This window comes from Achromobacter sp. 1L-A-4-B-C2, assembly GCF_057291955.1.
Window position 1 is genome coordinate 59,154 of record NZ_JBXAWP010000003.1, and the last position, 23,561, is coordinate 82,714.

Annotated in this window: 22 protein-coding genes and 3 tRNA genes; 6 read left to right on the forward strand and 19 right to left on the reverse strand. The window is 64.2% G+C overall.

What is annotated here, in order from left to right; translation table 11 throughout:
- Nucleotides 1–95 precede the first annotated feature (95 nt).
- On the reverse strand, nt 96–386 hold the full coding sequence (locus AC0Z35_RS13625) for a DUF3579 domain-containing protein (RefSeq protein ID WP_013392635.1): 291 nt from the start codon (nt 384–386) through the stop codon (nt 96–98).
- A gap of 200 nt (nt 387–586) precedes the next feature.
- Between AC0Z35_RS13625 and AC0Z35_RS13630 the strand changes: the two genes are divergently transcribed.
- Nucleotides 587–1,768, forward strand: coding sequence for an acetylornithine transaminase (locus tag AC0Z35_RS13630; protein WP_485132481.1), 1,182 nt, complete (start codon nt 587–589; stop codon nt 1,766–1,768).
- A 56-nt stretch (nt 1,769–1,824) separates the two neighbouring features.
- Entirely contained in the window at nt 1,825–2,766 is a 942-nt protein-coding gene (argF, locus tag AC0Z35_RS13635; RefSeq protein ID WP_046805553.1) for an ornithine carbamoyltransferase, read from the forward strand.
- 127 nt (nt 2,767–2,893) lie between these two features.
- On the opposite strand, the gene AC0Z35_RS13640 is transcribed toward argF, so the two are convergent.
- Genes AC0Z35_RS13640 through AC0Z35_RS13660 form a run of 5 tightly spaced genes read right to left on the reverse strand, consistent with a single transcriptional unit; the run spans nt 2,894 to nt 6,760 of the window.
- Complete coding sequence (locus tag AC0Z35_RS13640) at nt 2,894–3,745, reverse strand: alpha/beta fold hydrolase (protein WP_082134519.1); 852 nt, start codon at nt 3,743–3,745, stop codon at nt 2,894–2,896.
- A 34-nt stretch (nt 3,746–3,779) separates the two neighbouring features.
- Nucleotides 3,780–4,343: a DUF4286 family protein gene (locus tag AC0Z35_RS13645; RefSeq protein ID WP_082134516.1), complete on the reverse strand. Its 564-nt coding sequence runs from the start codon at nt 4,341–4,343 to the stop codon at nt 3,780–3,782.
- Nucleotides 4,344–4,354: 11 nt separating this feature from the next.
- A complete protein-coding gene (locus AC0Z35_RS13650; RefSeq protein WP_485132480.1) occupies nt 4,355–4,885 on the reverse strand; it encodes a carboxymuconolactone decarboxylase family protein in 531 nt (176 codons plus the stop codon).
- A 2-nt stretch (nt 4,886–4,887) separates the two neighbouring features.
- On the reverse strand, nt 4,888–5,841 hold the full coding sequence (locus tag AC0Z35_RS13655) for a Bug family tripartite tricarboxylate transporter substrate binding protein (RefSeq protein ID WP_120154541.1): 954 nt from the start codon (nt 5,839–5,841) through the stop codon (nt 4,888–4,890).
- A 52-nt stretch (nt 5,842–5,893) separates the two neighbouring features.
- Entirely contained in the window at nt 5,894–6,760 is an 867-nt protein-coding gene (locus AC0Z35_RS13660) for an amidohydrolase family protein (RefSeq protein ID WP_485132479.1), read from the reverse strand.
- Nucleotides 6,761–6,868: 108 nt separating this feature from the next.
- Here AC0Z35_RS13660 and AC0Z35_RS13665 point away from each other — a divergent pair, with 108 nt between their 5' ends.
- Nucleotides 6,869–7,777, forward strand: coding sequence for a LysR family transcriptional regulator (locus AC0Z35_RS13665; RefSeq protein ID WP_120154537.1), 909 nt, complete (start codon nt 6,869–6,871; stop codon nt 7,775–7,777).
- Nucleotides 7,778–7,901: 124 nt separating this feature from the next.
- Entirely contained in the window at nt 7,902–9,242 is a 1,341-nt protein-coding gene (gene argG / locus AC0Z35_RS13670) for an argininosuccinate synthase (RefSeq protein WP_046805493.1), read from the forward strand.
- Nucleotides 9,243–9,319: 77 nt separating this feature from the next.
- Here argG and AC0Z35_RS13675 read toward each other — a convergent pair whose 3' ends face one another.
- The 12 genes from AC0Z35_RS13675 to rnr form a co-directional block, all read right to left on the reverse strand.
- Nucleotides 9,320–11,248 carry a potassium transporter Kup gene (locus tag AC0Z35_RS13675; RefSeq protein ID WP_046805494.1) on the reverse strand — a complete coding sequence of 643 codons (1,929 nt, stop codon included), beginning with the start codon at nt 11,246–11,248 and terminating at the stop codon, nt 9,320–9,322.
- Nucleotides 11,245–12,270: a sensor histidine kinase gene (locus tag AC0Z35_RS13680; RefSeq protein WP_104143268.1), complete on the reverse strand. Its 1,026-nt coding sequence runs from the start codon at nt 12,268–12,270 to the stop codon at nt 11,245–11,247. Before AC0Z35_RS13680 ends, AC0Z35_RS13675 begins: the two co-directional genes overlap by 4 nt.
- Before the next feature lie 156 nt (nt 12,271–12,426).
- Nucleotides 12,427–13,098: a response regulator transcription factor gene (locus tag AC0Z35_RS13685; RefSeq protein ID WP_006218435.1), complete on the reverse strand. Its 672-nt coding sequence runs from the start codon at nt 13,096–13,098 to the stop codon at nt 12,427–12,429.
- Nucleotides 13,099–13,163: 65 nt separating this feature from the next.
- Entirely contained in the window at nt 13,164–13,661 is a 498-nt protein-coding gene (locus AC0Z35_RS13690; protein WP_104143267.1) for an ExbD/TolR family protein, read from the reverse strand.
- Nucleotides 13,661–14,599, reverse strand: a complete 939-nt coding sequence (locus AC0Z35_RS13695) for a MotA/TolQ/ExbB proton channel family protein (RefSeq protein ID WP_046805497.1) — start codon at nt 14,597–14,599, stop codon at nt 13,661–13,663. Before AC0Z35_RS13695 ends, AC0Z35_RS13690 begins: the two co-directional genes overlap by 1 nt.
- A gap of 1 nt (nt 14,600) precedes the next feature.
- Complete coding sequence (locus tag AC0Z35_RS13700) at nt 14,601–15,401, reverse strand: energy transducer TonB (RefSeq protein WP_104143265.1); 801 nt, start codon at nt 15,399–15,401, stop codon at nt 14,601–14,603.
- A gap of 374 nt (nt 15,402–15,775) precedes the next feature.
- Nucleotides 15,776–15,851: transfer RNA gene (locus tag AC0Z35_RS13705), tRNA-Val, on the reverse strand.
- Between the two features lie 169 nt (nt 15,852–16,020).
- Nucleotides 16,021–16,293, reverse strand: coding sequence for an HU family DNA-binding protein (locus tag AC0Z35_RS13710; protein WP_003812968.1), 273 nt, complete (start codon nt 16,291–16,293; stop codon nt 16,021–16,023).
- Between the two features lie 359 nt (nt 16,294–16,652).
- Nucleotides 16,653–17,333, reverse strand: coding sequence for a Fe2+-dependent dioxygenase (locus tag AC0Z35_RS13715; protein ID WP_485132478.1), 681 nt, complete (start codon nt 17,331–17,333; stop codon nt 16,653–16,655).
- A 20-nt stretch (nt 17,334–17,353) separates the two neighbouring features.
- Entirely contained in the window at nt 17,354–18,598 is a 1,245-nt protein-coding gene (locus AC0Z35_RS13720; RefSeq protein WP_104143262.1) for a cystathionine gamma-synthase family protein, read from the reverse strand.
- Nucleotides 18,599–18,650: 52 nt separating this feature from the next.
- A complete protein-coding gene (rlmB, locus tag AC0Z35_RS13725; RefSeq protein WP_046805500.1) occupies nt 18,651–19,388 on the reverse strand; it encodes a 23S rRNA (guanosine(2251)-2'-O)-methyltransferase RlmB in 738 nt (245 codons plus the stop codon).
- A gap of 141 nt (nt 19,389–19,529) precedes the next feature.
- Complete coding sequence (rnr, locus tag AC0Z35_RS13730; protein WP_046805501.1) at nt 19,530–21,995, reverse strand: ribonuclease R; 2,466 nt, start codon at nt 21,993–21,995, stop codon at nt 19,530–19,532.
- 274 nt (nt 21,996–22,269) lie between these two features.
- On the opposite strand from rnr, the gene AC0Z35_RS13735 reads away from it, so the two are divergent.
- Nucleotides 22,270–22,354: transfer RNA gene (locus AC0Z35_RS13735), tRNA-Leu, on the forward strand.
- 131 nt (nt 22,355–22,485) lie between these two features.
- Nucleotides 22,486–22,570, forward strand: a tRNA-Leu gene (locus tag AC0Z35_RS13740).
- A gap of 258 nt (nt 22,571–22,828) precedes the next feature.
- Here the strand turns inward: AC0Z35_RS13740 and AC0Z35_RS13745 are convergent.
- Nucleotides 22,829–23,440, reverse strand: coding sequence for a tRNA-uridine aminocarboxypropyltransferase (locus AC0Z35_RS13745; protein WP_485132477.1), 612 nt, complete (start codon nt 23,438–23,440; stop codon nt 22,829–22,831).
- Between the last annotated feature and the right edge of the window lie 121 nt (nt 23,441–23,561).

Here is a 23,561-nt window from a genome sequence, read left to right on the forward strand (position 1 = left end):
CAGGCGCGGCGTAGGCGCCGGCCCGCCCGTTCGGGCGTGCCGGTCCGGCACGAATGAGAAAAGCGCCCGGTCGGGGCGCTTTTTCGTTCGGGCACTTAGATTTCGCGTTCTTCCGTCTTGAGGTTGTTGTCGCGAGCGAAATCCACCACGAACTTGTACGCCAGCGGTTCCAGGTCGCGCAAACGCAGGTCGACCACGATTCCGCGCACGCCGTCGATCACGACAGGCAGCACATAGGGCGAATAAGTGAGGTGGTTACCAGCACAGCCGGCGGGCCGGAACTGTGCCATTACGCCAGCGAGCCGCTCCGCCCAATCGCTGGGGCGGAATCGGCTACCGCTTTCGGTAACGCCATGAATTACGAATTGTCTGACGCGAGTTGCCATGAGTTCTTCACTACAGCGCGCCTTTCACGAAAGCCGGATCTTCGGCGTGATCAAACATGCGCCCTGCGCCGCGAATTGTATATGATTGATCCTTTGCCCTCTTCCAAAAGCCGATTCCGCCCCGCTTTCGCCCGGGGTCCATCGAATTGAAGGCGGCTTTTTGAAGGCGGCTTTTTGGTAATCCCCCAGGAGGATCCGCAATGACCTCGCCTCTGGCCAATATCTATGCCCGCCTGCCGGTTGCGTTCACGCACGGCCACGGCGCATGGTTGTGGGATGCCCAAGGGCGCAAATACCTGGACGCACTGGCCGGCATCGGCGTGTCGTGCCTGGGACACGCCCATCCGAAACTGGTGGCGGCCATCAGCGAACAGGCCGCGCGCGTCATCCACACGTCGAACATCTACGAAATTCCCCAGCAGGCCGCGCTTGCCGCCCGCCTGAGCGCTTTGTCGGGCATGCAGGAAGCGCTGTTTTGCAACAGCGGCTCGGAAGCGAACGAGGCGGCCATCAAGCTGGCCCGCTACTACGCCTACCAGCGCGGCAACAAGCACGCCCACATCATCACCATGGATTCGTCCTGGCATGGCCGCACGCTGGCCACGCTGGCGGCCACGGGCAGCGACAAGGCCCGCAAGGGCTTCGAACCGCTGCCCAGCGGCTTCATCCAGGTGCCCTATAACGACCTGGACGCCGTGCGCGCGGCGGGCGACGCCGAGCCGCGCACCACCGCCGTGTTGCTTGAAGTGCTGCAAGGCGAAGGCGGCATCCGCCCATCCGACATCTCGTACCTGCAAGCGGTGCGCGCGCTGTGCACCGAGCGCGGCTGGCTACTGATGATCGACGAAGTGCAGTCCGGCATCGGCCGCACCGGCAAGTGGTTCGCGCATCAATGGGCCGACATCAAGCCTGACGTGATGACGCTGGCCAAGGGGCTGGCGGGCGGCGTGCCGATTGGCGCGATGCTGGCCGCAGGGCCTGCCGCCGGGGTGTTCACGCCCGGCAGCCATGGCACCACGTTCGGCGGCGGGCCGCTGGTCTGCGCCGCCGGCCTGGCCGTGCTGGACACGCTGGAAGACGACAAGCTGCTGGACAACGCCCACACGGTGGGCAACTACCTGAAGGACGCCCTGGCGCAAGCCTTGGCAGACACGGCGGGCGTTACCGAGGTACGCGGGCGGGGCTTGATGCTGGGCATAGAACTGGCGCGCCCCTGCGGCGTGCTGGTGCTGCACGCCCTTGAAGCCGGCCTGCTCATCAACGTCACGCGCGACCGCGTCATCCGCATGCTGCCGCCCCTGATCCTTACCCAACAAGAGGCGGACCAGATCGTCGCCACCCTGGTCCCGCTCATCCAACGCTTCCTGTCCGAAAAACCATAATCAACGTACCGACCGGGCCACCAGCCCGGTCGGGCTCAATGACCTGCGACAACACCATGACTCCTCCCACGACTCAAAACGGCCCGTTGCGGCATTTTCTCCAGTTCAAGGATTTCTCTTCCGCTGAAATCGCCTACGTGCTGGACCGCGCGCGCCTGATCAAGGAAAAGTTCAAACGCTACGAACCCCATATGCCGCTGCACGACCGCACGCTGGCGATGGTGTTTGAAAAGGCCAGCACCCGCACCCGCGTCTCGTTCGAGGCCGGCATGTACCAGATGGGCGGCTCGGTCATCAACCTGACCTCCAACGATTCGCAGCTGGGCCGCTCCGAGCCCATCGAAGACACGGCGCGCGTCATCTCGCGCATGGTCGACATCGTCATGATCCGTACGTTCGAGCAGACCCGCATCGAGCGCTTTGCGTCGCATTCGCGCGTGCCGGTCATCAACGGCCTGACCAACGAATTCCACCCCTGCCAGATCCTGGCCGATATCTTCACCTACATCGAACATCGCGGCCCCATCGCGGGCAAGACGGTGGCCTGGGTGGGCGATGCCAACAACATGGCATACACCTGGCTGCACGCAGCCGAGATGCTGGGCTTTACGCTGCACGTGTCCACGCCTGCGGGCTACGAACTTGAAGCCTCGCGCATCGGCTCGCCGTCGGACAAGGTGCTGCGCCAGTTCAAGGACCCCATGCAGGCGTGCCAGGGCGCGCACCTGGTCACGACCGACGTGTGGACCAGCATGGGCTACGAAGCCGAAAACGAAGAGCGCCGCGCGGCGTTTGCCGACTGGTGCGTTGACGCTGAAATGATGGCGGCGGCCGACCCCGAAGCCGTGTTCATGCACTGCCTGCCCGCCCACCGTGGCGAGGAAGTTACCGGCGAAGTCATCGACGGGCCGCAAAGCGTGGTCTGGGACGAAGCCGAAAACCGCCTGCACGTGCAAAAGGCATTGATGGAATTCCTGCTGCTGGGCCAGATCAACTAAGCCTGCCGGGAAGCGCAAAGGGCCTGGATATCCTCGGATATCCAGGCCCTTTCATTTGGGCTGCCCTGGCGGCAATGCGACGGCTGGGGTTGCGTGGCCGGCCCGCGCCGCATTCAATACACCGCAATCAACGCAGCGTACGTTCCCACGCCGCAATGGCGTCCACCACCGCCTGGGGCTTTTCGGGCACCAACGCGTGGCCCGCGCCGGGAACCACGACGACGGACACGCGGTCACCGAACTCATCGCGGATTTCGTTGCGCGTGGCCGGCGGCTTGAACAGATCCAGCTCCGCTTGCAGGTCCAGCAAGGGCTTGGCCCCGCCCGACCACCAATCGGACTGGCGCGTGGCCTTGCCGGCCAGGCGCTGGCTCTCGCTGACGTCCGGGTACCAGCCGTTCAACCAGACGCGCGCGTCGTTGCCGGGCGCAAAGAACGCGTACTGGATCGACTTCAGGCGTTCGGCGTCGGGCAACGACAGTTCGGCGCTGCGATCCACGTGTTCGCTCAGACCCTTGGGATATTGCTTGGCCGCCGCCGCCACGATCACCACGCCACGCACCAGCTCGGGGTGGTCGACGCCCGTGGCGCGCGCCACCCAGTTGCCGAAGGCATGACCCACCATCACCACCGGTTGGCGCGCCACGGTGCGAATCACGGCGGCCTGGTCGTCCGCCAGATCATGCAGCGTGATGCCCGACATCGGCCCGGTACTGCCGCCGATGCCGCGCGGCTGCGGACGCAGCACGCGATAGCCCGCTTGCACGAAGCGTTCGGCCAGTTCGTCGAAATCCTGCGCGCCGCGTCCCCGTGACGGCAGCAGCACCAGCGCGGGCCCCTGCCCCTGGTCCAGCACCTCAATCGACGCGCCGTTGCCGACCAGCACATTGACGCGTTTGGGTGCATCCGCCAGCACCGGCGTCGACGCCACGACCGCGCAGCTGATCGTCAGCCCCGTCAGCAGCTGTTTCATTTTCATCATGCCTCCTTGCCGGCCCATCGCCGGCCCGCCGTCACAGGATTTTCTTGAACATCGTGCGGCGCGTGTTGCGAAACGAAGGCCGCACGCGGCTGCTCCAGTCGGTGGCGCGCACGGCCAGCCACGGCGGGCTGCCGAAGGTTTCGCGGGTGTGCAGGTCGTAGCACGCCAGGTATCGCGGTGATTCATCGCGACATTCAAAGCGCATCGCGCGCACCGTGCCGGGCACGGACGCCAGCCCCGGCAGATGTTCCTGGTCATACCAGGCGTTCAAGTCCTGCTCGGCCTCGGGCAGCACATCGGTTTCAACGATGTAGTGCCACGGCGCGTCCTGGCCTGCCGACGCCCCCGGCAGGTCCAGCGTTTGATGCAACACGCGGGCGCGAGCGCCAGGGAAGCTCTCGGCCAGACGCGCCTGGATTTCGGCCAGCGCATGGCTTGCGCCGCGCAGGTACACATACGTGTCCGCCTCTTCAACGGCGGCAAACGCGCTGACCTCAACCTTGTCCAGCCCGGCCGTCAGACGCTCTGCCATGTCGGCCGCGCGGGCCTTGTCAAAGCGTTCGCCCAGCGACACCAGCAATACGGATTCCTGCACTGTCATCTCCTTCAATGTCCGACGCGTAGCGCCACCAGGAAGCGCGACACCATGTTGTACGCGCCCACGGTCGCGGCCAGCTCGACCAGTTGCGCGTCATCGTAGCGTGCTCGCACGGGCGCGAACACCGCGTCGGGTACCTCGATGTCGCGCGTCATGGCGTCGGTCAACGCCAGCACCTCGGCTTCGCCGGGGGCCAGCCCTTGCACATCTTGCGGCGCCGGGTTGGAGCGCAAGGCGTCGATCACTTCCTGCGGCATGCCTCCCGCCAAGGCGTGCGGCACATGCGCGTCAAATTCGTAGGGCGCGTTGTTCAGGGTCGCTACGCGCAAGATGATCAGTTCACGCAGACGCGGCGACAGCGACGTCTTCTGGCGGATGGCGGTCAGCATGGCTTCCCAGCCATCCACGACGGCGGGGCTGTTCAGCAGCACCTGGTATAGCGGCGAGATCCGGCCGCGCGCGGCGCTGATACGCGCCTCGATCGTAGCCAGTTCCTGGCGGGTGCCCGGGACCACGGGGGTGACTCGGCTGGCGCTCATGCTTACTCCGGACGGATGTTCTTGCGCTGGATCAGCGCGGTCCACTTGTCGCGGTCGGACGCGATCAGCGCGGCCAGTTCCTGCGGCGAGCTGGGCGCTGCCTGGGCACCAAACTTCTCCAGCTTGGCGCGCACGGCTTCATTGCCCAAGGCGGCGCGCACCGCCTGATTCAGCTTGTCGACAGTGGCGGCGGGCGTGGAGGCAGGCGCGACGATGCCGTACCAGTTATTCGATTCCACGCCGGCAATGCCCTGTTCGGCCAAGGTCTTCACATCGGGCAGGAGCGGGTGGCGCGTGGGCGCGGCGATGCCCAAGGCCTTGAGCTTGCCGCCCTGGATATGGCCGATCAGGCCGGGCACGTCGCCGAAGAAGCCCGACACCTGGTTGCCCATCACATCATTGATGACCGGCGCGGCCCCCTTGTACGGCACATGCAGCACGTTGGCCTTGCTGGCGTCGGCGAACATTTCCATCGTCAGGTGCGGAATGCTGCCTATGCCCGACGAGCCGATCGCCACGGATTGCGACGCCGCCTGCGACTTCTTCACGAAGTCCGCCGCGTCGCTAGCCGGGTTGGACGGGTTCACCACGAACACCGTGGCGTTGTTGACCACCTTGGACACCGGCGCAAAGTCGCGCACGGGGTCGTACGGCAGGTCTTTGTACAGCGCCGGGCTGATCGCCACCGCGCCCACGCTGGTCAGGAACAGCACCGAGCCATCGCCCGGCGCCTTGGCCACATAGGCGGCCGCGATGTTGCCATTGGCGCCCGCCTTGTTTTCGACAATAACGTTTTGCTTGAGCTCTTTGCCCAGCTGTTCGGCCAGCACGCGACCGACCAGGTCCACCGGACCGCCGGGCGGGAACGCAATGATCAGGCGCACCGGGCCGTCGGCATGGGCCGCGCCGAAAGCGGACAGACTCAGCACGGTGGCCGAAAGCAATTTCTTGAACATGGTGTCTCCTCGTTGAATCGAATTTTTTTAAGCGACGCGCAACGTCGGGTGTCTACGCGAATCCGTACAGCTTTGCGGGGTTGTCCACCAGCACCCGCTGGCGTACGGCGGCATCGGGGCAGGCCTGAAAGAAGGTATCCACCAGCTCGCCGTCATCGGGCATATCGCCCGCCACGTTGGGATGTGGCCAGTCGGTGCCCCACAGGCAACGATCGGGCATGGCCTGCACCAACGCGCTCACAAAGGGTATGCCTTCGGCAAACGGGCGCTTGCCCGACGCGATGCGGTCGATGCCCGACACCTTGACCCAGGCCTGCGGCACATCGGCCAACGACAGCAATGCGCGCATCGCGGGCGAATCCAGGCCGTCGGCCGCCTTCAATCGGCCCATGTGATCCACCACGAAAGGCACGGGCAATGCCAACAGGCGCGGCAGCAGTTCGGGCAGCATCGCGCCGTCCACATGCAGGCACAGATGCCAGCCCAGCGGCGCAATCAGCGCCACCACGTGGTCGAACACGGCCGGGTCCGGCGCGCCGCCCAGGTGCGGCACGAAGTTGAAGCGCGCGGCGCGCACGCCGCCGTCGTGCAGTTGCCGGACACGCGCCGCCGTGGCATCCGCGCCCAGCAACGCCACGCCGCGATAGCGGCCACCGCTTTGCGCCAGGGCATCCAGCAGCGCGCTATGGTCCGAGCCGTGGCAGTTGGCCTGCACCACCACCGCGCGCTCGATGCCCAGGTGCGCATGCAGCGCGGCCATGGCGGCATAGGGCGCATCGGGCGGCGTGTAGGAACGGCCCTCGGCATAGGGAAACACGTTGCCGGGCCCGAAGACATGGCAATGCGCGTCGCAGGCGCCGGGCGGCATGGCGTGGCGCGGACGGGTCGGGGACGCAAGCGGTGGGCGGCAATCAGGCACAGTCGGTTCCTGCTGGGAAAACGACATCCTCGCGGATTGCGAGCCGACTAACAATGCTATATCTTTGATTTCAGATATAGAACATATACATAACAGCGCGGGCGCATCGTGGATTTAAAGCAGATCGAATATTTTGTCAGCGTCGCCGAGCGGCGCAGCTTTTCGCGCGCGGCCGAGTTGCTGGACGTTGCCCAGCCCACCCTCAGCCGGCAGGTACGGCTGCTGGAGCTGGAGCTGGGCCAGCATCTGCTCTACCGCAACGGCCGCGGCGCCGAACCCACCGAGGCCGGACTGCGCTTTCTGGAACATGCGCGCGCGCTGCTGACGCTGGCCGAACGCGCCAAGGAAGACCTGCAAACGCTGCGCGCCACGCCAACCGGCAAGGTGGTGGTGGGCCTGCCCCCGCGCATTGCGCGCGTGTTGACGCCACCCTTGGTGCAGGCGTTTCGGCGGGGCTTTCCAGAGGCGTCCATTGCAGTGGCCGAAGGCCTTAGCGCCCAGGTGCGGGAATGGCTCTTGGCCGGCCGGGTCGATCTGGCCCTGCTTTACGATCCCGCGCCCTCGCCCCAGCTTGCGTATGAATCGCTGTTCCGTGAAGACCTGGTGCTGGCCGCTGCCGCCGGCCATCAACCGCCCCTGCCCGCCCGCGTTGCCGTGGCGCAGCTGGGCGACTACCCGCTGGTACTGCCCAGCCTGCCCAACGCGATCCGGACCCTGGTGGAAAGCGTGTGCCGCGCGCAAGGCGTGCGCCTGAAGGTGGCGGCCGAGGTCGACGCCGTGCAGACCATCGTGGAACTGGCGGCGCAAGGCGACGCGTACGCCATTCTGCCGCGCTCGGCCGCGCGCGGACCTGCCGCCGAGCACGCCCTGTCCCTATCGGATATCGGCTCGCCCCGCATCACCAACAACCTGGTGCTGGCCAGCGCCCGCCACCGTCCCGCCACACGCCTGGCCACCGCCACCGCGCAACTGATCCGGCAACTGAAGCTTTCCGAACTGTTTGCCCCGGCCACGTGATGCGCCCGTCGGCCAAAAAGGCGCCGCGTCTGGCCGCGCAAGGCAAAAGAGTTAAAATGCCGGCTACCTTTCTTGTTTGGCGGCTCGTTGCTGTCAAAGTCCTGTTGGCGTCTCACCTCAAACAATGACCACTATCCTCCCGAACCTTCCTACCGGCCAGAAGGTCGGCATCGCCTTTTCCGGCGGTCTCGACACCAGCGCAGCCCTGCTGTGGATGCGCAATAACGGCGCCATCCCCTATGCCTACACGGCAAACCTGGGCCAGCCGGACGAGTCCGACTACGATGAGATCCCCCGCAAGGCCTTGGCCTACGGCGCCGAAAATGCCCGCCTGATCGACTGCCGCGCGCAGTTGGTGGCTGAAGGCATCGCGGCCCTGCAATCGGGCGCGTTCCATATATCGACCGCCGGCATCACGTACTTCAACACGACGCCCATCGGCCGCGCCGTCACCGGCACCATGCTGGTGGCCGCCATGAAGGAAGACGACGTCAACATCTGGGGCGACGGCAGCACGTTCAAGGGCAACGACATCGAGCGTTTCTACCGCTACGGCCTGTTGACCAACCCCGACCTGAAGATCTACAAGCCCTGGCTGGACCAGCGCTTCATCGACGAGCTGGGCGGCCGTTCGGAAATGTCCGAATACATGCGCCAAGCCGGCTTCGACTACAAGATGTCGGCCGAAAAAGCCTACTCGACGGACTCCAACCTGCTGGGCGCCACCCACGAAGCCAAGGACCTGGAACAGCTGAACTCCGGCATCCGCATCGTCAAGCCGATCATGGGCGTGGCGTTCTGGCGCGACGACGTGGCCGTCAAGGCCGAAGAAGTCACCGTGCGCTTCGAGGAAGGCCAGCCGGTCGCCCTGAACGGTGTGGAATACAGCGACCCGGTTGAACTGCTGCTGGAAGCGAACCGCATCGGCGGCCGCCACGGCCTGGGCATGAGCGACCAGATCGAAAACCGCATCATCGAAGCCAAGAGCCGCGGCATCTACGAAGCCCCGGGCCTGGCGCTGCTGTTCATCGCCTACGAACGCCTGGTCACCGGCATTCACAACGAAGACACCATCGAGCAGTACCGCGAAAACGGCCGCAAGCTGGGCCGCCTGCTGTATCAGGGCCGCTGGTTCGACCCGCAAGCCATCATGCTGCGCGAAACCGCCCAGCGCTGGGTGGCCCGCGCCATCACCGGCGAAGTCACCATCGAACTGCGTCGCGGCAATGACTATTCGCTGCTGAACACGGAATCGGCCAACCTGACGTACGCGCCCGAGCGCCTGTCGATGGAAAAGGTCGAGAACGCGCCGTTCACCCCGGCGGACCGTATCGGCCAGCTGACCATGCGCAACCTGGACATCGTCGACACGCGCGAAAAGCTGTTCACCTACGTGAAGACGGGCCTGCTGGCTTCCAGCGGCACGTCGCTGCCGCAGCTGAAAGACGCCGCGAAGAAGAAGTAAGCATTCTTGCAGGCAAGGCAACAAAAAACCCCTCGGTCATCACACCGAGGGGTTTTTTTATGGCGCCGCGCCGGGGCCTAGAGCTCGACCTGCATCCCCATTTCCACCACGCGGTTGGCCGGGATCTTGAAGAACTTGGTGCTGCGCGTGGAGTTCCGGGCCATGAACGAAAACACCGCCCGGCGCCAACGCCATAGCGCCGGCTTGCGCGCCGCCACCACGGTCTGGCGCGACAGGAAGTACGACGTGCGCATCGGCTCCAGGTCCAGCTCCGGATACGCTTCGGCCACCAGGCGCAAGGCCTCGGGCACGTCCGGATCTTCCTTGAAGCCGTAGTTCACGGTGGCGGTCCAGCTGGAGGCCGACAGCTTCTTCACCACGAAGCGTTCTTCAGGCGAAATGTAGGGCACGTCCGCCACCAGGATGGTCAGGAACAGCACGTGGTCGTGCAGCACCTTGTTGTGCTTCAGGTTATGCAGCAACGCGGGGGGCACGTTGCCGGAATTCATCGTCATGAAGATGGCGGTGCCCGGCACGCGCGACGGCGGATATTGTTCCAGCTGCTCCATGAATTCCTTGAGCGGCTGGCGGTCGCGCTGCTGCATGTCGGACAACAGGCGACGGCCACGGCGCCACGTCATCATCAGCGTGAACACAACGATGGCGACCAGCAGCGGCAGCCAGCCGCCCTCGTGGATCTTGAACACGTTGGCCGAAAACAGCAGCACGTCGAACAGCAGCAGAAAGCCCAGCACACCGAACCACAGCATGCGCTTCAGGCCCGTGGACCCGCGCGGCAAGACGGCAAACGCCAGCACCGAGGTGGTCAACATCGTGCCCGTCACCGCGAACCCATAGGCGGCGGCCAGGTTGTCGGAATTGCGGAACAGCAGCACCAGCACCAGCACGGCGCACAGCAGCAGCGCGTTGACCTGCGGCAGATAGATCTGGCCCTTTTCCACCGCCGAGGTATGCAGGATCTGCATGCGCGGCCAGAAGCCCAGCTGCACCGCCTGGCGCGTGACCGAGTACGCGCCCGAGATCACGGCTTGCGATGCGACGATGGTGGCAATGGTGGCCAGCGCCACCAGCGGCACCAGGCCCCAGTCGGGTGCCATCAGGAAGAACGGATTGCGGATGGCCTCGGGGTCGCGCAGCAGCAGCGCGCCCTGGCCGAAGTAGCACAGCGTCAACGCCGGCAGCACCATGCTGAACCACGCGCTGCGAATCGCGGGGCGGCCAAAGTGGCCCATGTCGGCGTACAGCGCCTCGGCGCCCGTCAATGCCAACACCACGGCGCCCAGCAGCACGAAACTGATCAAGGGAAATTCAACGACGAACCGCAGGCCCCACATCGGGTTCAACGCCGCCAGGACTTCGGGCGTCTGCCAGATCTGCCAGCCGCCCAGCGCCGCCAGCGTGCCGAACCACATCAGCATCACGGGGCCAAAGAGCTTGCCCATCAGGCCGGTGCCATGCGACTGGATGGCGAACAGCCCCACCAGCACGACCAGCGCAATGGGCACGACCCACGCGTCCAGGGTGTGGGACACGATGCCGATGCCTTCCAGCGCGGACAGCACCGAGATGGCGGGCGTAATCATGCTGTCGCCGTAGAACAGCGCCGCCCCGAAGATGCCCAGCACGATCAGCACCCACCGCATCTTGCCGTCGCGGTTGCGCACCGCCAGTTCCAACAGCGCCAGCGTGCCGCCTTCGCCCCGGTTATCGGCGCGCAGGACCAGCGTGACGTACTTCAAGGACACCACCACCATCAGCATCCAGAAAAGGATGGACAGCACGCCCAGCAAGTGGGCGGGCTCCAGGTCGGTGTGCACGCTAAGGCCCGTCAGGCAGGCGCGCAGCGTATACAGCGGGCTGGTGCCGATGTCGCCGTACACCACGCCCAACGCGCCCAGGATCAACGCGGCGCGCGACGACGGCGCATGCACGCCCCCCGCGTGGGGGCCGGTGGGAAGCGGGGCACCCGCCGTGGCTTGGCTCATGATGTGGGTTCTTGACGAGTTAGTTGCGCCCCTTTGCGGGGGCCGGGGAACACGACGGAAAGCCGGGTTCCGGAGAAGTCGGGGCGACTGGTCAGCTTCCACCAGGCGCCATGCGCGTGCGCGATCTCGCGCACGATGGCCAGGCCCAATCCCGAGCCGCCCGCCGTGGCGGTGGGCGATCGGTAAAAGGCTTCAAAGACGCGGTCGCGTTCTTCGGAGGGAATGCCGGGCCCGTCGTCCTCGACCGTCAGGGACGGCGGGTTGGCACCCACAATCAACGTGATGCGGCCGGTCTCGTTGCCGTAGCGCAGCGCGTTGTCGATCAGGTTGCCCAGCAGTTCGGCCAGCAGCAAGGGGTCTGCATCGATCCAGATGGGCGCATCGGGCGCCACCAGGTCCAGCTCGTAGCGCGCCTCGCGCACCCGGGGAAACCATTCGGCGCCGTGCACGCGCACCCATTCACACAGGTCGATGCGCACAAAGCTGTCTTGCGGGCGGGCATTGGGGTCGGCGCGCGCCAGCACCAGCAACTGCTGACCCAGGCGGATCATCCGGTCGCTCACGGCCTTGATGCGTTCGGCCCGCGCCCGCACGTCGTCCGGCAGTGGGCGGGCCAACATCAATTCGGATTCCAGCCGCAGGCCGGACAAGGGGGTGCGCAGCTGGTGCGCCGCGTGGCCGATGAATCGGCGCTGGGCCGCCAGCGAGGCGTCCAGGCGCAGCAGCAGGTCGTTGGTGTGCGTGACCAGCGGTTCGATTTCGACCGGCACGCCCGCCACTTCCAACGGCTGCATGTCGTCGATGGAACGCTGCCGGATCTCTTCGGACAGATGGTTCACGGACCGCAATCCGGATCGCACGCCCTGCACGACCACCCAGGTGAACAGCGCAATCAGCGCCACCTGCCCCACCACCATCAGCCAGAAGAAGTCTTCCAGCATCCACAGCGACATATCGATCTTGTGCGTGATCACCCAGGTTGCCGCCAGGTCCAGCAGGACAAGCAGCAGAATGGGCGGCATCAAGCGGATGACCAGATGCCGGGCAAGCGAGCGGGAGGGGAGCAAGGGGCGGGACGCCGTAGGAGCGGAAGGAGTGCGATCGTGCATCATGACGCGATACCCTCGCTTGGGTGCATGCAGAAGCGCAGCCGGCGCATACCGGCGGCGCCCGGGCCGTCAGGCCGTTTCCACATCCAGCATGTAGCCGAAGCCGCGCACCGTCTGGATGCTGGCGCCCGTACCTTCCAGGCGCTTGCGCAGGCGGTACACATAGACTTCGACGGCGTTTTCGCTGAAATCGGCATCCCAGGCGGACAGCGAATTCACGATTTGCCGCTTGGTGACGACGCGGCCCACGCGGGCCATCAACATTTCCAGCACGGAAAGTTCGCGCACCGACAGCGACAGGCGCTGGCCATTGGCGCGGACTTCGCGGCCGACCGTGTCGAACACCAGGGGGCCGACTTCGATCAACGGCTGTGCCTGCCCCGCGCGCCGCCGGCCGAAGGCACGCACGCGCGCCGCCAGCTCGGGCAGTTCAAAGGGTTTGGTGACGTAATCGTCGGCGCCGGCATCCAGGCCCGCAACGCGGTCTTCGATGCCGTCGCGCGCGGTAAGGATCAGGACCGGAACCTGATTGCCGTCTTGGCGCAATTGCCGCAGCACATCAAGCCCGCTCATGCCGGGAAGGTTCAGGTCGAGCAGCATCAGGTCATACGGCTGGCCAGCCAGGGCGCCCAGGACTCGGTCGCCTTCCGTCAGCCAGTCGACCGCATAACCCTGGTCGGCCAGGAATTCCTGGAGCGCATGGCCCAGGGTGGTGTCGTCTTCGATTACCAGAACTCGCATGCCGCGATTCTAGCGCGATCCGAAAAAAAAGGGGCGCGAAATGCGCCCCCTTCCGTGGGATTCGTTCACCGGCCGGACGGCGCCCCGGCGGGAGCCGGGGTTGCGGCGCCCGCGGCGGGTGCCTGGCCGCTCGCTGCGGCGCCCCCCGAAGGCGGCGTCGTGACAAAGCCGATGCGCGACATGCCCGAACGGCGCGCCGAGGCCATGACCTTGGCCAGGGTTTCGTAGCGCGTGTTCTGATCGGCGCGAATGCGGATCTCGGGTTGCGGCTTGGTGCCGGCGATCGACTTGAAGCGGTTGGGCAGGTCATCGATATTGACCGGCTTTTCGTCCCAGAACAATGCGCCGCTGGCGTCAATCGCCAGGTCGACCGTCTTGGGTTCTTCTTCGATCTGCTCGGCTGCCACCTGGGGCATGTTGATCTTGATCGAGTGCGCCAGCAGCGGCGCCGTGATGATGAAGATCACCAACAACACCAGCATGACGTCGATCAGGGGCACCATGTTGATCTCGGAAACCGTATGGCTTCCGGATCCTTTTCCCTCGAAGCTGCCAAAAGCCATTATTCGCTCCCGCGTTGAACCGCGGCGCCGTTACCGTTCTGGCGGCGCAAGGCGCGGACCTTGCCGTCGGACAGCGCAACCTGCTGGCCGGTGGTCAGGAACGCGAACAGGTCGTGCGCAAAGGCGTCCAGGCGCGACAGGAACACGCGGTTGTTGCGCACAAACGTGTTGTACGCCAGCACGGCGGGAATGGCCACGGCCAGACCCAGGCCCGTCATGATCAGCGCTTCGCCCACGGGGCCGGCGATGCGGTTGATGGTCACGCCGTCGGACAAGCCGATGCCGACCAGCGCGTGGTACACGCCCCACACCGTACCGAACAGGCCGACGAACGGCGCCGTGGATCCCACCGAGGCCAACACCGTCAGGCCGTTTTCCAGCTTGGCGGTTTCTTCGTCGATCACCTTGCGCATCGTGCGCGTGACGAAATCGGAATTGCTGCCGGACTCTTCCAGCTTGGTCGCGCCGAACTTGTTGTGGTGCGCCTGCGCGTGCATGGCGTGGCTGGCCAGGTGCGAGAACGGATCGCGCGCGCCGTGCGTGCTGATCTCGTGCTCGACCTGCTCCAGCGAGCTGGCGTTCCAGAACTTGTTCAGGAAATCGGCCGAACGCCTGCGCATGCTGACGTTGCTGGCGGCCTTGACCAGGATCAGGTACCAGGTCACCAGCGACATCAGGATCAGGATAATGAACAGGCTCTTGCCCACGAAGTCGCTCTGCGCGACAAAGTGCAGAAAGCCCATGTCGGGGGTCGCGATGGGCGCGGTCGGCGGCAACGCGGCGGCGGCGTTTTGCAGCGCGTCAGCCGATTGCTGGACGACACCGGCACCGGTCGTGGCGGCTTGTTGGGCTGCGGGCGCAGCGGCGGCGGCAGCCGGAGCAGCCGGGCTGGTAGTCGCCTGCGCCACCAGGGTGGCGCCATGCAGTGCGTTGGACATCTCAGTTCCTCATTACGAAATCGAACGGAATTTTGGCTTTGGCGGGATAGGCCACGCCGTTACGGGTATAGGGCTTGAACTTGGCCTTGCGAGCCGCGGTCAACGCGGATTCGTCCAGCCTCGGAAAGCCCGAGGAGGTGTCGATCGTTGCGCGGTCCACCAGACCCTGCGTGTTGATCTCCACCAGCACCAGCACCCGCCCTTCTTCCCGCATGCGGCGCGAGGCCATCGGGTAGCTGGGCATGGGGCGCGCGCCCTGGAATTCAATGCTGGACACCAAAACGGGCTGGTCGGGCGGCGGGCCTTGTTGCGGGCTTTGCGTCGCCTGCGCGCCATCCACGGCGCCGGCGGGCGGCGTCTGCACGGGCGGCGTCTCGGGTTTGACTTCCTGCTTGGGCTGCGGTTTGGGTTGGGGCTTGGGTTTGGGCTTCGGCTTGGGCTTGGGGGCCGGCATCGGCGGCTTTTCAACCACGGGTTCCGGTTCCGGTTCAGGCTCGGGCTTCATTTCCGGTTCGGGCTCAGGGTCGGGCTCGACCACGGGTTCGGGCTCGGGCGGCGGCGGTTCCACGACGGGTTGCGGCGGCTCGGGCGTGGGCTCGGCCTTGGCCACCTGCGGAACGGGCGCGTCGATGAGGCTGACCATGACAGCCTCGGGCTCCTCAAGCTCAGGACGATTCGCGGGTGCCATGAAAATGGCCCCGATTACCGCCGCGTGTAGGGCGACAACCGCCAGACCGGCGCCAGCGCGTATACCAAATGAAGACGGCGAAGAAGAAGTCCAACCGCGTTGAAAACTAGGCATGAATCAGCCAGGGTGCATTGACTTATCCGGCCAGCTTGACGAAAACGCGCGCCAAAAAAAAGCGGCGTGAGCCAGCCGGTACAAGCCGATCATAATATCTTAAATGCGAATGATTCGCACGTCCTATTTCGTCTGGAATAGCGTAACACTGCCCTACCGGGCTCAACCAGAAAGCACAAGACGGCATCAAGAAAGCTTGCGCCAGCGCAAGGGCGCAGCCCGTGGAGCAGGCGCAGGAACACGCCCAGGCATCACGCCCATGCGCCACACACAGAGAACGCCAAAACAAAAAACCCGCCACGGTAAGGTGTGCGGGTTTTGCGGGTGATCTGCAAGAAGTACGTTCAAATTGGCGAACGCAACGCATGGGCTTTTGGTGGGTGCTACAGGGGTCGAACCTGTGACCTACGCCTTGTAAGGGCGCCGCTCTACCAACTGAGCTAAGCACCCGATCCTGACACTTTCAGCGCCGCCTCAATGCGATGATTCGCTTGAAGCAGTGACTAACTCGCAGCCAACTCGGGGTACTCAAAAGCAATACGCGGGCCGGAGTATACCGGACCGCGTCATTGTCGGCAAATCGCTTCGGGCCGATGCCCCGCGATCGCCGTGCCGTCCATTAGTTGACGGCGTCCTTCAGGGCCTTGCCCGGACGGAACTTCGGCACCTTGGCCTTCTTGATCTTGATCGTTTCGCCCGTACGCGGGTTGCGGCCAGTGCGAGCTGCGCGAGCCGACACGGCAAACGTGCCAAAGCCAACCAGCGTTACCGTACCGCCCTTCTTCAGCGTGGTCTTGACGGCACCGATCAGGGCGTCGAGCGAACGGCCGGCGGCAGCCTTGGAGATATCGGCCTTGCTGGCGATGTGATCGATGAGTTCGGTTTTGTTCATTCAGGAGTACCCCTCACAAGGTATTGAGTCTGGCGAGGCCGTGCGGTTCATGGCTGTCATGCAGGGACGCCACCAACAAAACGCAAGGCCCGGCAAACGACGAACAGACAGTGGATGGACTTTTTTCTTGCGCTGCAAAGCACAACTTTTAAACTGCTGCGCCGCTTAGGATTCGATGGCATAAATGCCTTCAAACCGTCAGCGACGCAGACGTGTATTAGGCCTTGGCGTAGAGCGGCTGTCAAGCAAAAACCTCACCACAACCCGCGCCAATACTAGCTTTTAGCCATTTTCGCAATAAACAAAAACGCGCATTTCGGGGTTTGCGCGACACCGAAAAAAATCACTTCAAGCCTGAATCAAACATCGGCCCAGCGGCGCAGCAAATTGTGATAAATGCCGGTCAGTTGCACGATCGACGCATGTCCCGCCACGTCCTGATTCAAACGCTGGATGGCCACGTCCATGTCAAGCAACAATGCGCGCTGGCTGTCTTCGCGCACCAGGCTCTGCATCCAGAAAAACGAACTGACCCGCGCACCACGTGTCACCGGATTCACCTTGTGCAGGCTGGTGCCGGGATACAGCACCATGTGCCCCGCGGGCAGCTTCACGGCGCGCGGCCCGTAGGTGTCATCGATGACAAGCTCGCCGCCATCGTAGGAATCAGGGTCCGAGAAGAACAACGTGGCCGACAAGTCAGTGCGCACGCGCTCGGCCGTGCCGGTGATGCCGCGCACCGCGTTGTCGACGTGATAGCCAAAGGCTTCGCCGCCTTCATAGCGATTGAACAGCGGCGGGAGTATCTTGCGCGGCAAGGCGGCCGACATGAACAGGTTGTTGGCGGCCAGCCGTTGCAGGATCAGGTTGCCCAGCTCTTGCGCCAACGGATGCTGCTCGGGCAACTGGCGGTTGCGCTTGACCTCGGCGGACTGGTAGCCCGCCGTGATCTTGCCATCCACCCATTCCGAGGCGTCCAGCCGCTGGCGGATATCCGCCGCCTCTTGCGGCGTGAATACATCTGCGATCTGTATAAGCATGTGCCTGATCCTTTGCCGGATTATCCCTTCAGGCAACCATTAAGCGCCTGATCGAAATCAAACAGCAGGTCGGCTTCGTCTTCGATGCCGACGGACACGCGGATCAGGCTGTCCGCGATGCCCATTTGTTTGCGGCGCTCGGCGCCCATCTCGTAATAGATGGTGTGCGCGGCGGGCAATGCCAGGCTGCGCGTGTCACCCAGGTGCGTAGCCATCAGCACGATGCGCAGGCGGTTCAGGAAATCGAAGCAGTCCACGCCTTCGGCAAGCTCCACACCCAACAGGCCGCCGAAACGCGAGCCAAAAAGCGCGGCGGCGCGTGCATGCTGCGCGTGACCGGCCAGGCCGGGATAATGAACCTTGGCCACACCGGGATGCTCATCCAGAAAGCGCGCCAGCGCCAGCGCGTTGGCGCAGTGCTTGGCCATGCGCAGCGCCAGCGTTTCAGCGCCCACGGCGATGCGGTGCGCGGGCTCGGCGGCCAACGTGCCGCCCATGTCGCGCAAGCCCTTCTTCTTGATCTGGGTCAGGCCCCAACTGGTGGACGCCCCCTTGCGGTAGGCGTCGTAGATGTTGGAATAGTTGGCCCAGTCGTACAGGCCCGTATCCGTGACGGCGCCGCCCAGCGCGTTGCCGTGGCCGCCGATGTACTTCGACAGCGAATTCATCACCAGCGATGCATGCACGGTGGACGGGCGGAACATCCACGGCGACGTCAACGTGTTGTCGACGACGTAGACCAGGTTTTTCTCGCGGCAGATTTCACCGATGACCGCCAGGTCGGCCACTTGCGTGCCCGGGTTGGCGATCGTTTCAGTGAAGACCATGCGCGTGCTGGGCTGGATCGCGGCGCGCACTTGCTCGGCGTCTGTTGCATCGACGAAGGTGATTTCGACGCCCAACTCCAGCAGCGTGCCAAGCAGGCTGTTGGTGTTGCCGAACACAAACTGGCTGGACACCAGATGATCGCCGCGACGCAGCAAGGTCGTGAAAATGGCCGACAACGCCGCCATGCCGGTGGCGAAGCTGACGGTGCCCTTGCCGCCTTCCATGTGGTTGATCTTGGCTTCCAGCGCCGTGGTCGTGGGCGTGCCCTGGCGCGCATAGGTAAAGCCCGCCTTGCCCTGGAATACCGCCGCCAGCTCGCGCGCGTCGTCGTAGGCGAATTCCGACGAGGGATGCATCGGCTTGTGCACCGCTCCGTGCTCGACGGATTGTTGGCGGTCGGAATGGAGGATCGTGGTGGTAAAGCCGTTCTGGTGCATGATGGGCAGACGCGTAAAAGGAAGAGCTACAAGGTAGTCGGGTCGGACAAGGTCAGGCTTGACGCTGGCGCACGGTTTCGTACAGGCACACGGCGCTGGCCACGCTGACGTTCAGGCTTTCAACCGAACCCAACATGGGGATGTTGACGAGCTGGTCGCAGGTTTCGCGGGTCAGGCGTCGCATGCCCTCGCCTTCGGCGCCCATGACCCACGCCATCGGCTGGCGGGCGTCAATCTTGTGCATGCTGTCGGTGGCCTGGTCGTCGGTACCCACCAGCCACACGCCACGATCTTTCAGGCTGCGCATGGTGCGCGCCAGGTTCGTGACCATCAGATAAGGCACGGTATCGGCCGCGCCGCACGCCACGCGCTGCACGGTGGCGTTCAAGCCGACGGCGCGGTCGCGCGGGGCAATCACGGCATGCACGCCCGCCGCATCGGCGGTGCGCAGGCAGGCGCCCAGATTGTGGGGATCGGTCACGCCGTCCAGGATCAGCAGCAGCGGCGGGCCCTCGATAACGTCGAGCACTTCGTCCACATCCACCGCCAGTTGGCGCTCGTCGGCCAAGGCGACCACGCCCTGGTGCCGCGTTCCGCGCGACAGACCATCCAGGCGTTCCATCGGCACGGGGTGCACGCGGCGGCCCGCCTTTTCGGCCTGCTCGATGAACGTCTGCATGCGCTTGTCGCGGCGCGAGGCCTCGACATAGATTTCCTTGATTGAGTCGGGCGCGTGGCGCAGCCGCGCGACAACCGCGTGAAACCCGGCTAGAACTTGGGTCGACGCCATAGATGCAATACCTTTAGATAAACGAATACCCGCCCCAGAGGGGGCGGGCCACCGGACCAAGCCGGCCATCTGCGCAATGTTACCCCTTATGGCCCCGCCGCCCTACAGCGGGCGGGCCATAAAGGCGTCACAAAGCGCGTGTCAATGACGCTTGTGCGTCGCCTTTTTGGCGGGCGATGCGCGCTTGGACGCACGGGGCGGCTTGCCGGCCTTCTTGGCGTCGGCGCGGCGTTCCTTGGCGGTCTGGCCCTTCAGCGCGGCCGGCTTCGGGGCTGCCGCCTTCTTCACGCGGCGCACGGGCTCGTCGGGCCCACGGGCCGCCGCCTTGCGCAAGGCGTCGAAGCTGGTGCCCTGCACCAGGCGGAATTCAATGCGGCGCGCTTCGAGGTCGACGCGCGCCACCTGCACCTGGACCTTGTCGGTCAGGCGGTAGCGCATGCCGGTGCGCTCACCGCGCAACTCATGCAGCCCATCATTGAACTGGAAGTATTCGCCGCCCAGCTCCGACACGTGCACCAGGCCTTCGACGTGCAAGGTATCCAGCGTGACGAAGATACCGAAGCTGGCCACGCCGGTGACGGTGCCGCTGAAGTCTTCGCCCACGCGTTCCTTGACGAACCAGCACTTGAGCCAGGCCTCGACGTCGCGCGATGCTTCGTCGGCGCGGCGCTCGGTGGCCGACAACACCAGACCCATCTTTTCCCAGATGGCGTGCTCGTGTTCTTTCTGCGTGCGACCGATGACGACCGCGTGGTCATCCAGGCTGGGCACATAGCGCTGGCCGGCCAGCAAGGCCTTGATGACGCGATGGGTCAACAGATCGGGGTAGCGGCGAATGGGCGACGTGAAGTGGCTGTAGCCGGGGTAGGCCAAACCGAAGTGGCCCATGTTGTCAGGGCTGTAGACGGCCTGCTGCATGGAGCGCAGGCACATCGACTGCAATAGCTGGTAGTCGGGACGGCCGCGCACGGTGTCAAGAAAGTCACCGTAGTCCTTGGCCGTGGGCGTGTCGCCCCCGCCCAGCGACAAGCCCATCGTGCGCAGGAATTCGCGCAGCGATTGCAGGCGTTCCGGCGTGGGCCCTTCGTGGATGCGGTACAGGCCGGGATGCTTGCTGCGCGTCATGAAGTCGGCCGCGCAAGTGTTGGCGGCCAGCATGCACTCTTCGATGAGCTTGTGGGCGTCGTTGCGCACGGACGGCACGATCTGTTCGATACGGCCCAGTTCGTTGCAGACGATCTTGGTTTCGACGGTGTCGAAATCAATGGCGCCGCGCTTCTTGCGGCCTTGCACCAGCAGCTGGAACAGTTCGTACAGATGCTGCACATGCGGCATCACGTTGCGCATGGCCGCGGCGGCGGGCCCGCCCGGCTGCTGCAAGGCGGCCCAGATATTCGTGTACGTGGTGCGGGCATGCGAATGCATCACCGCGTTATAGAACTGGTAAGCGGTAACCGTGCCGGCCTTGGCGCCCGTGGCCGGAATGACCATGTCGCAGACCAGCACCAGGCGGTCGACGTCGGGGTTCAGCGAGCACAGGCCGTTGGACAGCGATTCGGGCAGCATCGGGATGACGCGGCGCGGGAAGTACACGCTGGTGCCGCGCTCGATGGCGTCGTCGTCCAGGGCGTCGCCGGGACGCACGTAATGGCTGACGTCGGCAATGGCGACCAACAGGCGCCAGCCTGGACGCTTGCGCTGGCCGGTGCCCAGTTCGACGGGCTCGCAATACACCGCATCGTCGAAGTCGCGCGCGTCTTCGCCGTCGATGGTGATCAGCGGCACGTCGCGCAGGTCGACGCGGTCTTTCAAGTCGGTTTTGCGGACAGTATCGGGGATGCGCGCGGCTTGCTTGCGAGCGGCTTCCGAGAATTCGACGGGCACGTCGAACTTGCGCACGGCGATCTCGATTTCCATGCCGGGGTCGTCGATTTCGCCCAGCACCTCGGCCACGCGGCCCAGGGGCTGCGTATGGCGCGTGGGCTGTTCCATGATTTCAACCGCAACTACCTGCCCATGCTGGGCGCCGTTGGTGTCGCTGGGCGGAATCAGGATGTCGTGCTTGATGCGTTGATCTTCGGGCACGACGATGGACAGGCCATGCTCGTGCAGAAAACGCCCCACCAGCTTATTGGTGCGGCGTTCAATGACTTCAACGATGGTGCCTTCGGGCTTGCCACGGTATTCGCCCGTGGGCTTGACCAGCACGCGGTCGCCATGCAGGACCTTGAGCATTTCGCGCGGCGACAGGAACAGGTCGGGGCCGCCGTCATCACGCAGCAGGAAACCGAACCCGTCACGGTGACCCAGCACCTTGCCGGCGACAAAATCCAATTTGGTCGCCAGCAACAAAACGCCCTTGCGATTGGGCATCAACTGGCCGTCGCGTTCCATGGCGCCTAGGCGGCGCTCGAAACCCACCATCGTCGCGGCTCGCTCAACGCCCATGCGTTCGGCCAGTTCCACCGGAGACAACGGCGAGCCCGCGGCTCGCAGTGCGGTCAGGATGGCTTCACGGGACGGTACATCGGGATCGAAGTCCGGCGGCGCTTCGGGCAAGGGTGTTGATCTGTTGTTTTTCGATTCGTTATTCGATCGTTTTGCCAAAGCTGAAAGTTCCGTATATAATGCGCAGCTTCTGTGGTTCGCCCAAGGCTGAACACTGAAGCAGAAATGGTCAGAAGGGGTTGAAAACCAAAGCGGTTGCTAACCCCAGGTCGAAAGACCCATTGTAAAACCAAGTGCGCTCAGGACGCATGTTTTAGTTAAGTTTTGGTTAAGTCAGTATGTTGAAAACAACGTACGCGCTTAATAGAACAGAGCTAAAACAATGCAACTAGAGCGGCAGCGTATCACAGTGTTCTGACAAGCATGTCTCAGTGCCCAGGTGGCGGAATTGGTAGACGCGCACGGTTCAGGTCCGTGTGCCGCAAGGTGTGGAGGTTCGAGTCCTCTCCTGGGCACCACGGAATTTAAATCGAACTTGCTTGCCGACTACGGTCGCGAACAAGTTGGATAGTAAAAATGCAGTAAAGACTGCCAAAGCAGTATCAGCAGTACTTGCAGTAAACCTGCTAGAGCTCATGGCTCTTACAGTGCCCAGGTGGCGGAATTGGTAGACGCGCACGGTTCAGGTCCGTGTGCCGAAAGGTGTGGAGGTTCGAGTCCTCTCCTGGGCACCACCCGCATAGATGACGAAGCCGCGTTGCGCGGATTCGATAGCAAGACAGAAAGCCCCGAACATCGGAAGATATTCGGGGCTTTTGCTTTGTTGTCGGTGTTTTTACTTGTCGCCGATTTAACTGCACGCCGGGCTATTTCATTTTTGTTTCGGCTTTATGTTTCCGGTCGCCAACGTGGCCGGTTTAGCTTGTTAATCGCCACGCCGATATGCCGGCTTCGCGGTATTAATCCCCTACCCTTTTTCATACCGCGCCCGCTCAGCGCCACGGCACCTTGCGCTGCAAGTGATGGCGGGCGTACAGATCTTCACCCATGCCCTCGATCTGTCCGTCGATCAGCGCCTCGAAGGGACGCAACAAGGCATCGACGTTCATGGGCGCTTCAATGGCGTTCAAGGCATGCGTGACCGCTTCGATTGTCGACAGTGCACCGGGGATATCGGCATGACGAACGCGATAGCGGGTCACCAAGCCGGCGGGCAACATCACGCGCGGCAGCGCAGCCAGTTCGGGGTTGATATGCAGCAGCTTGCGCGCGTGGCCCCACGTGCCGTCCGGCACGATCAGTTGAATCGGCAGGTCCAGGTCATGCCCATAACCGGGAGTCAGGACGTCGGCGGCCGGCCCCGGAAACAATAGACGCGGCGTGTAGCCGGGCTCAGCCCAATCGCTGGTCGTAAAACGTTCGCCCACCACGCGGCGCGCGCCGACCAAGCCCAGCACGGCCAGCCGGGCCGTGTTCAAGGCGTGGCGCGCTTCGCTTGGATGTTGAAGCACCACGACGCGGGTGCGGCATGACAAGGAAGGAATCAGCGCGCACAGGCAATGGGATTCCGGACGCAGGCAGCGCGTGCAAAGGGTACGTGACATGGGGCGACACTATAGCGAAAGCCGCCAACGCCAGGCGCGCGAAAAAGTGAAAAAAAGGCAGGACACCGGCTTGCACACGCAAAAGAAAGTGTGCATAATCTCGCTTCTCTGCTGCTGAACA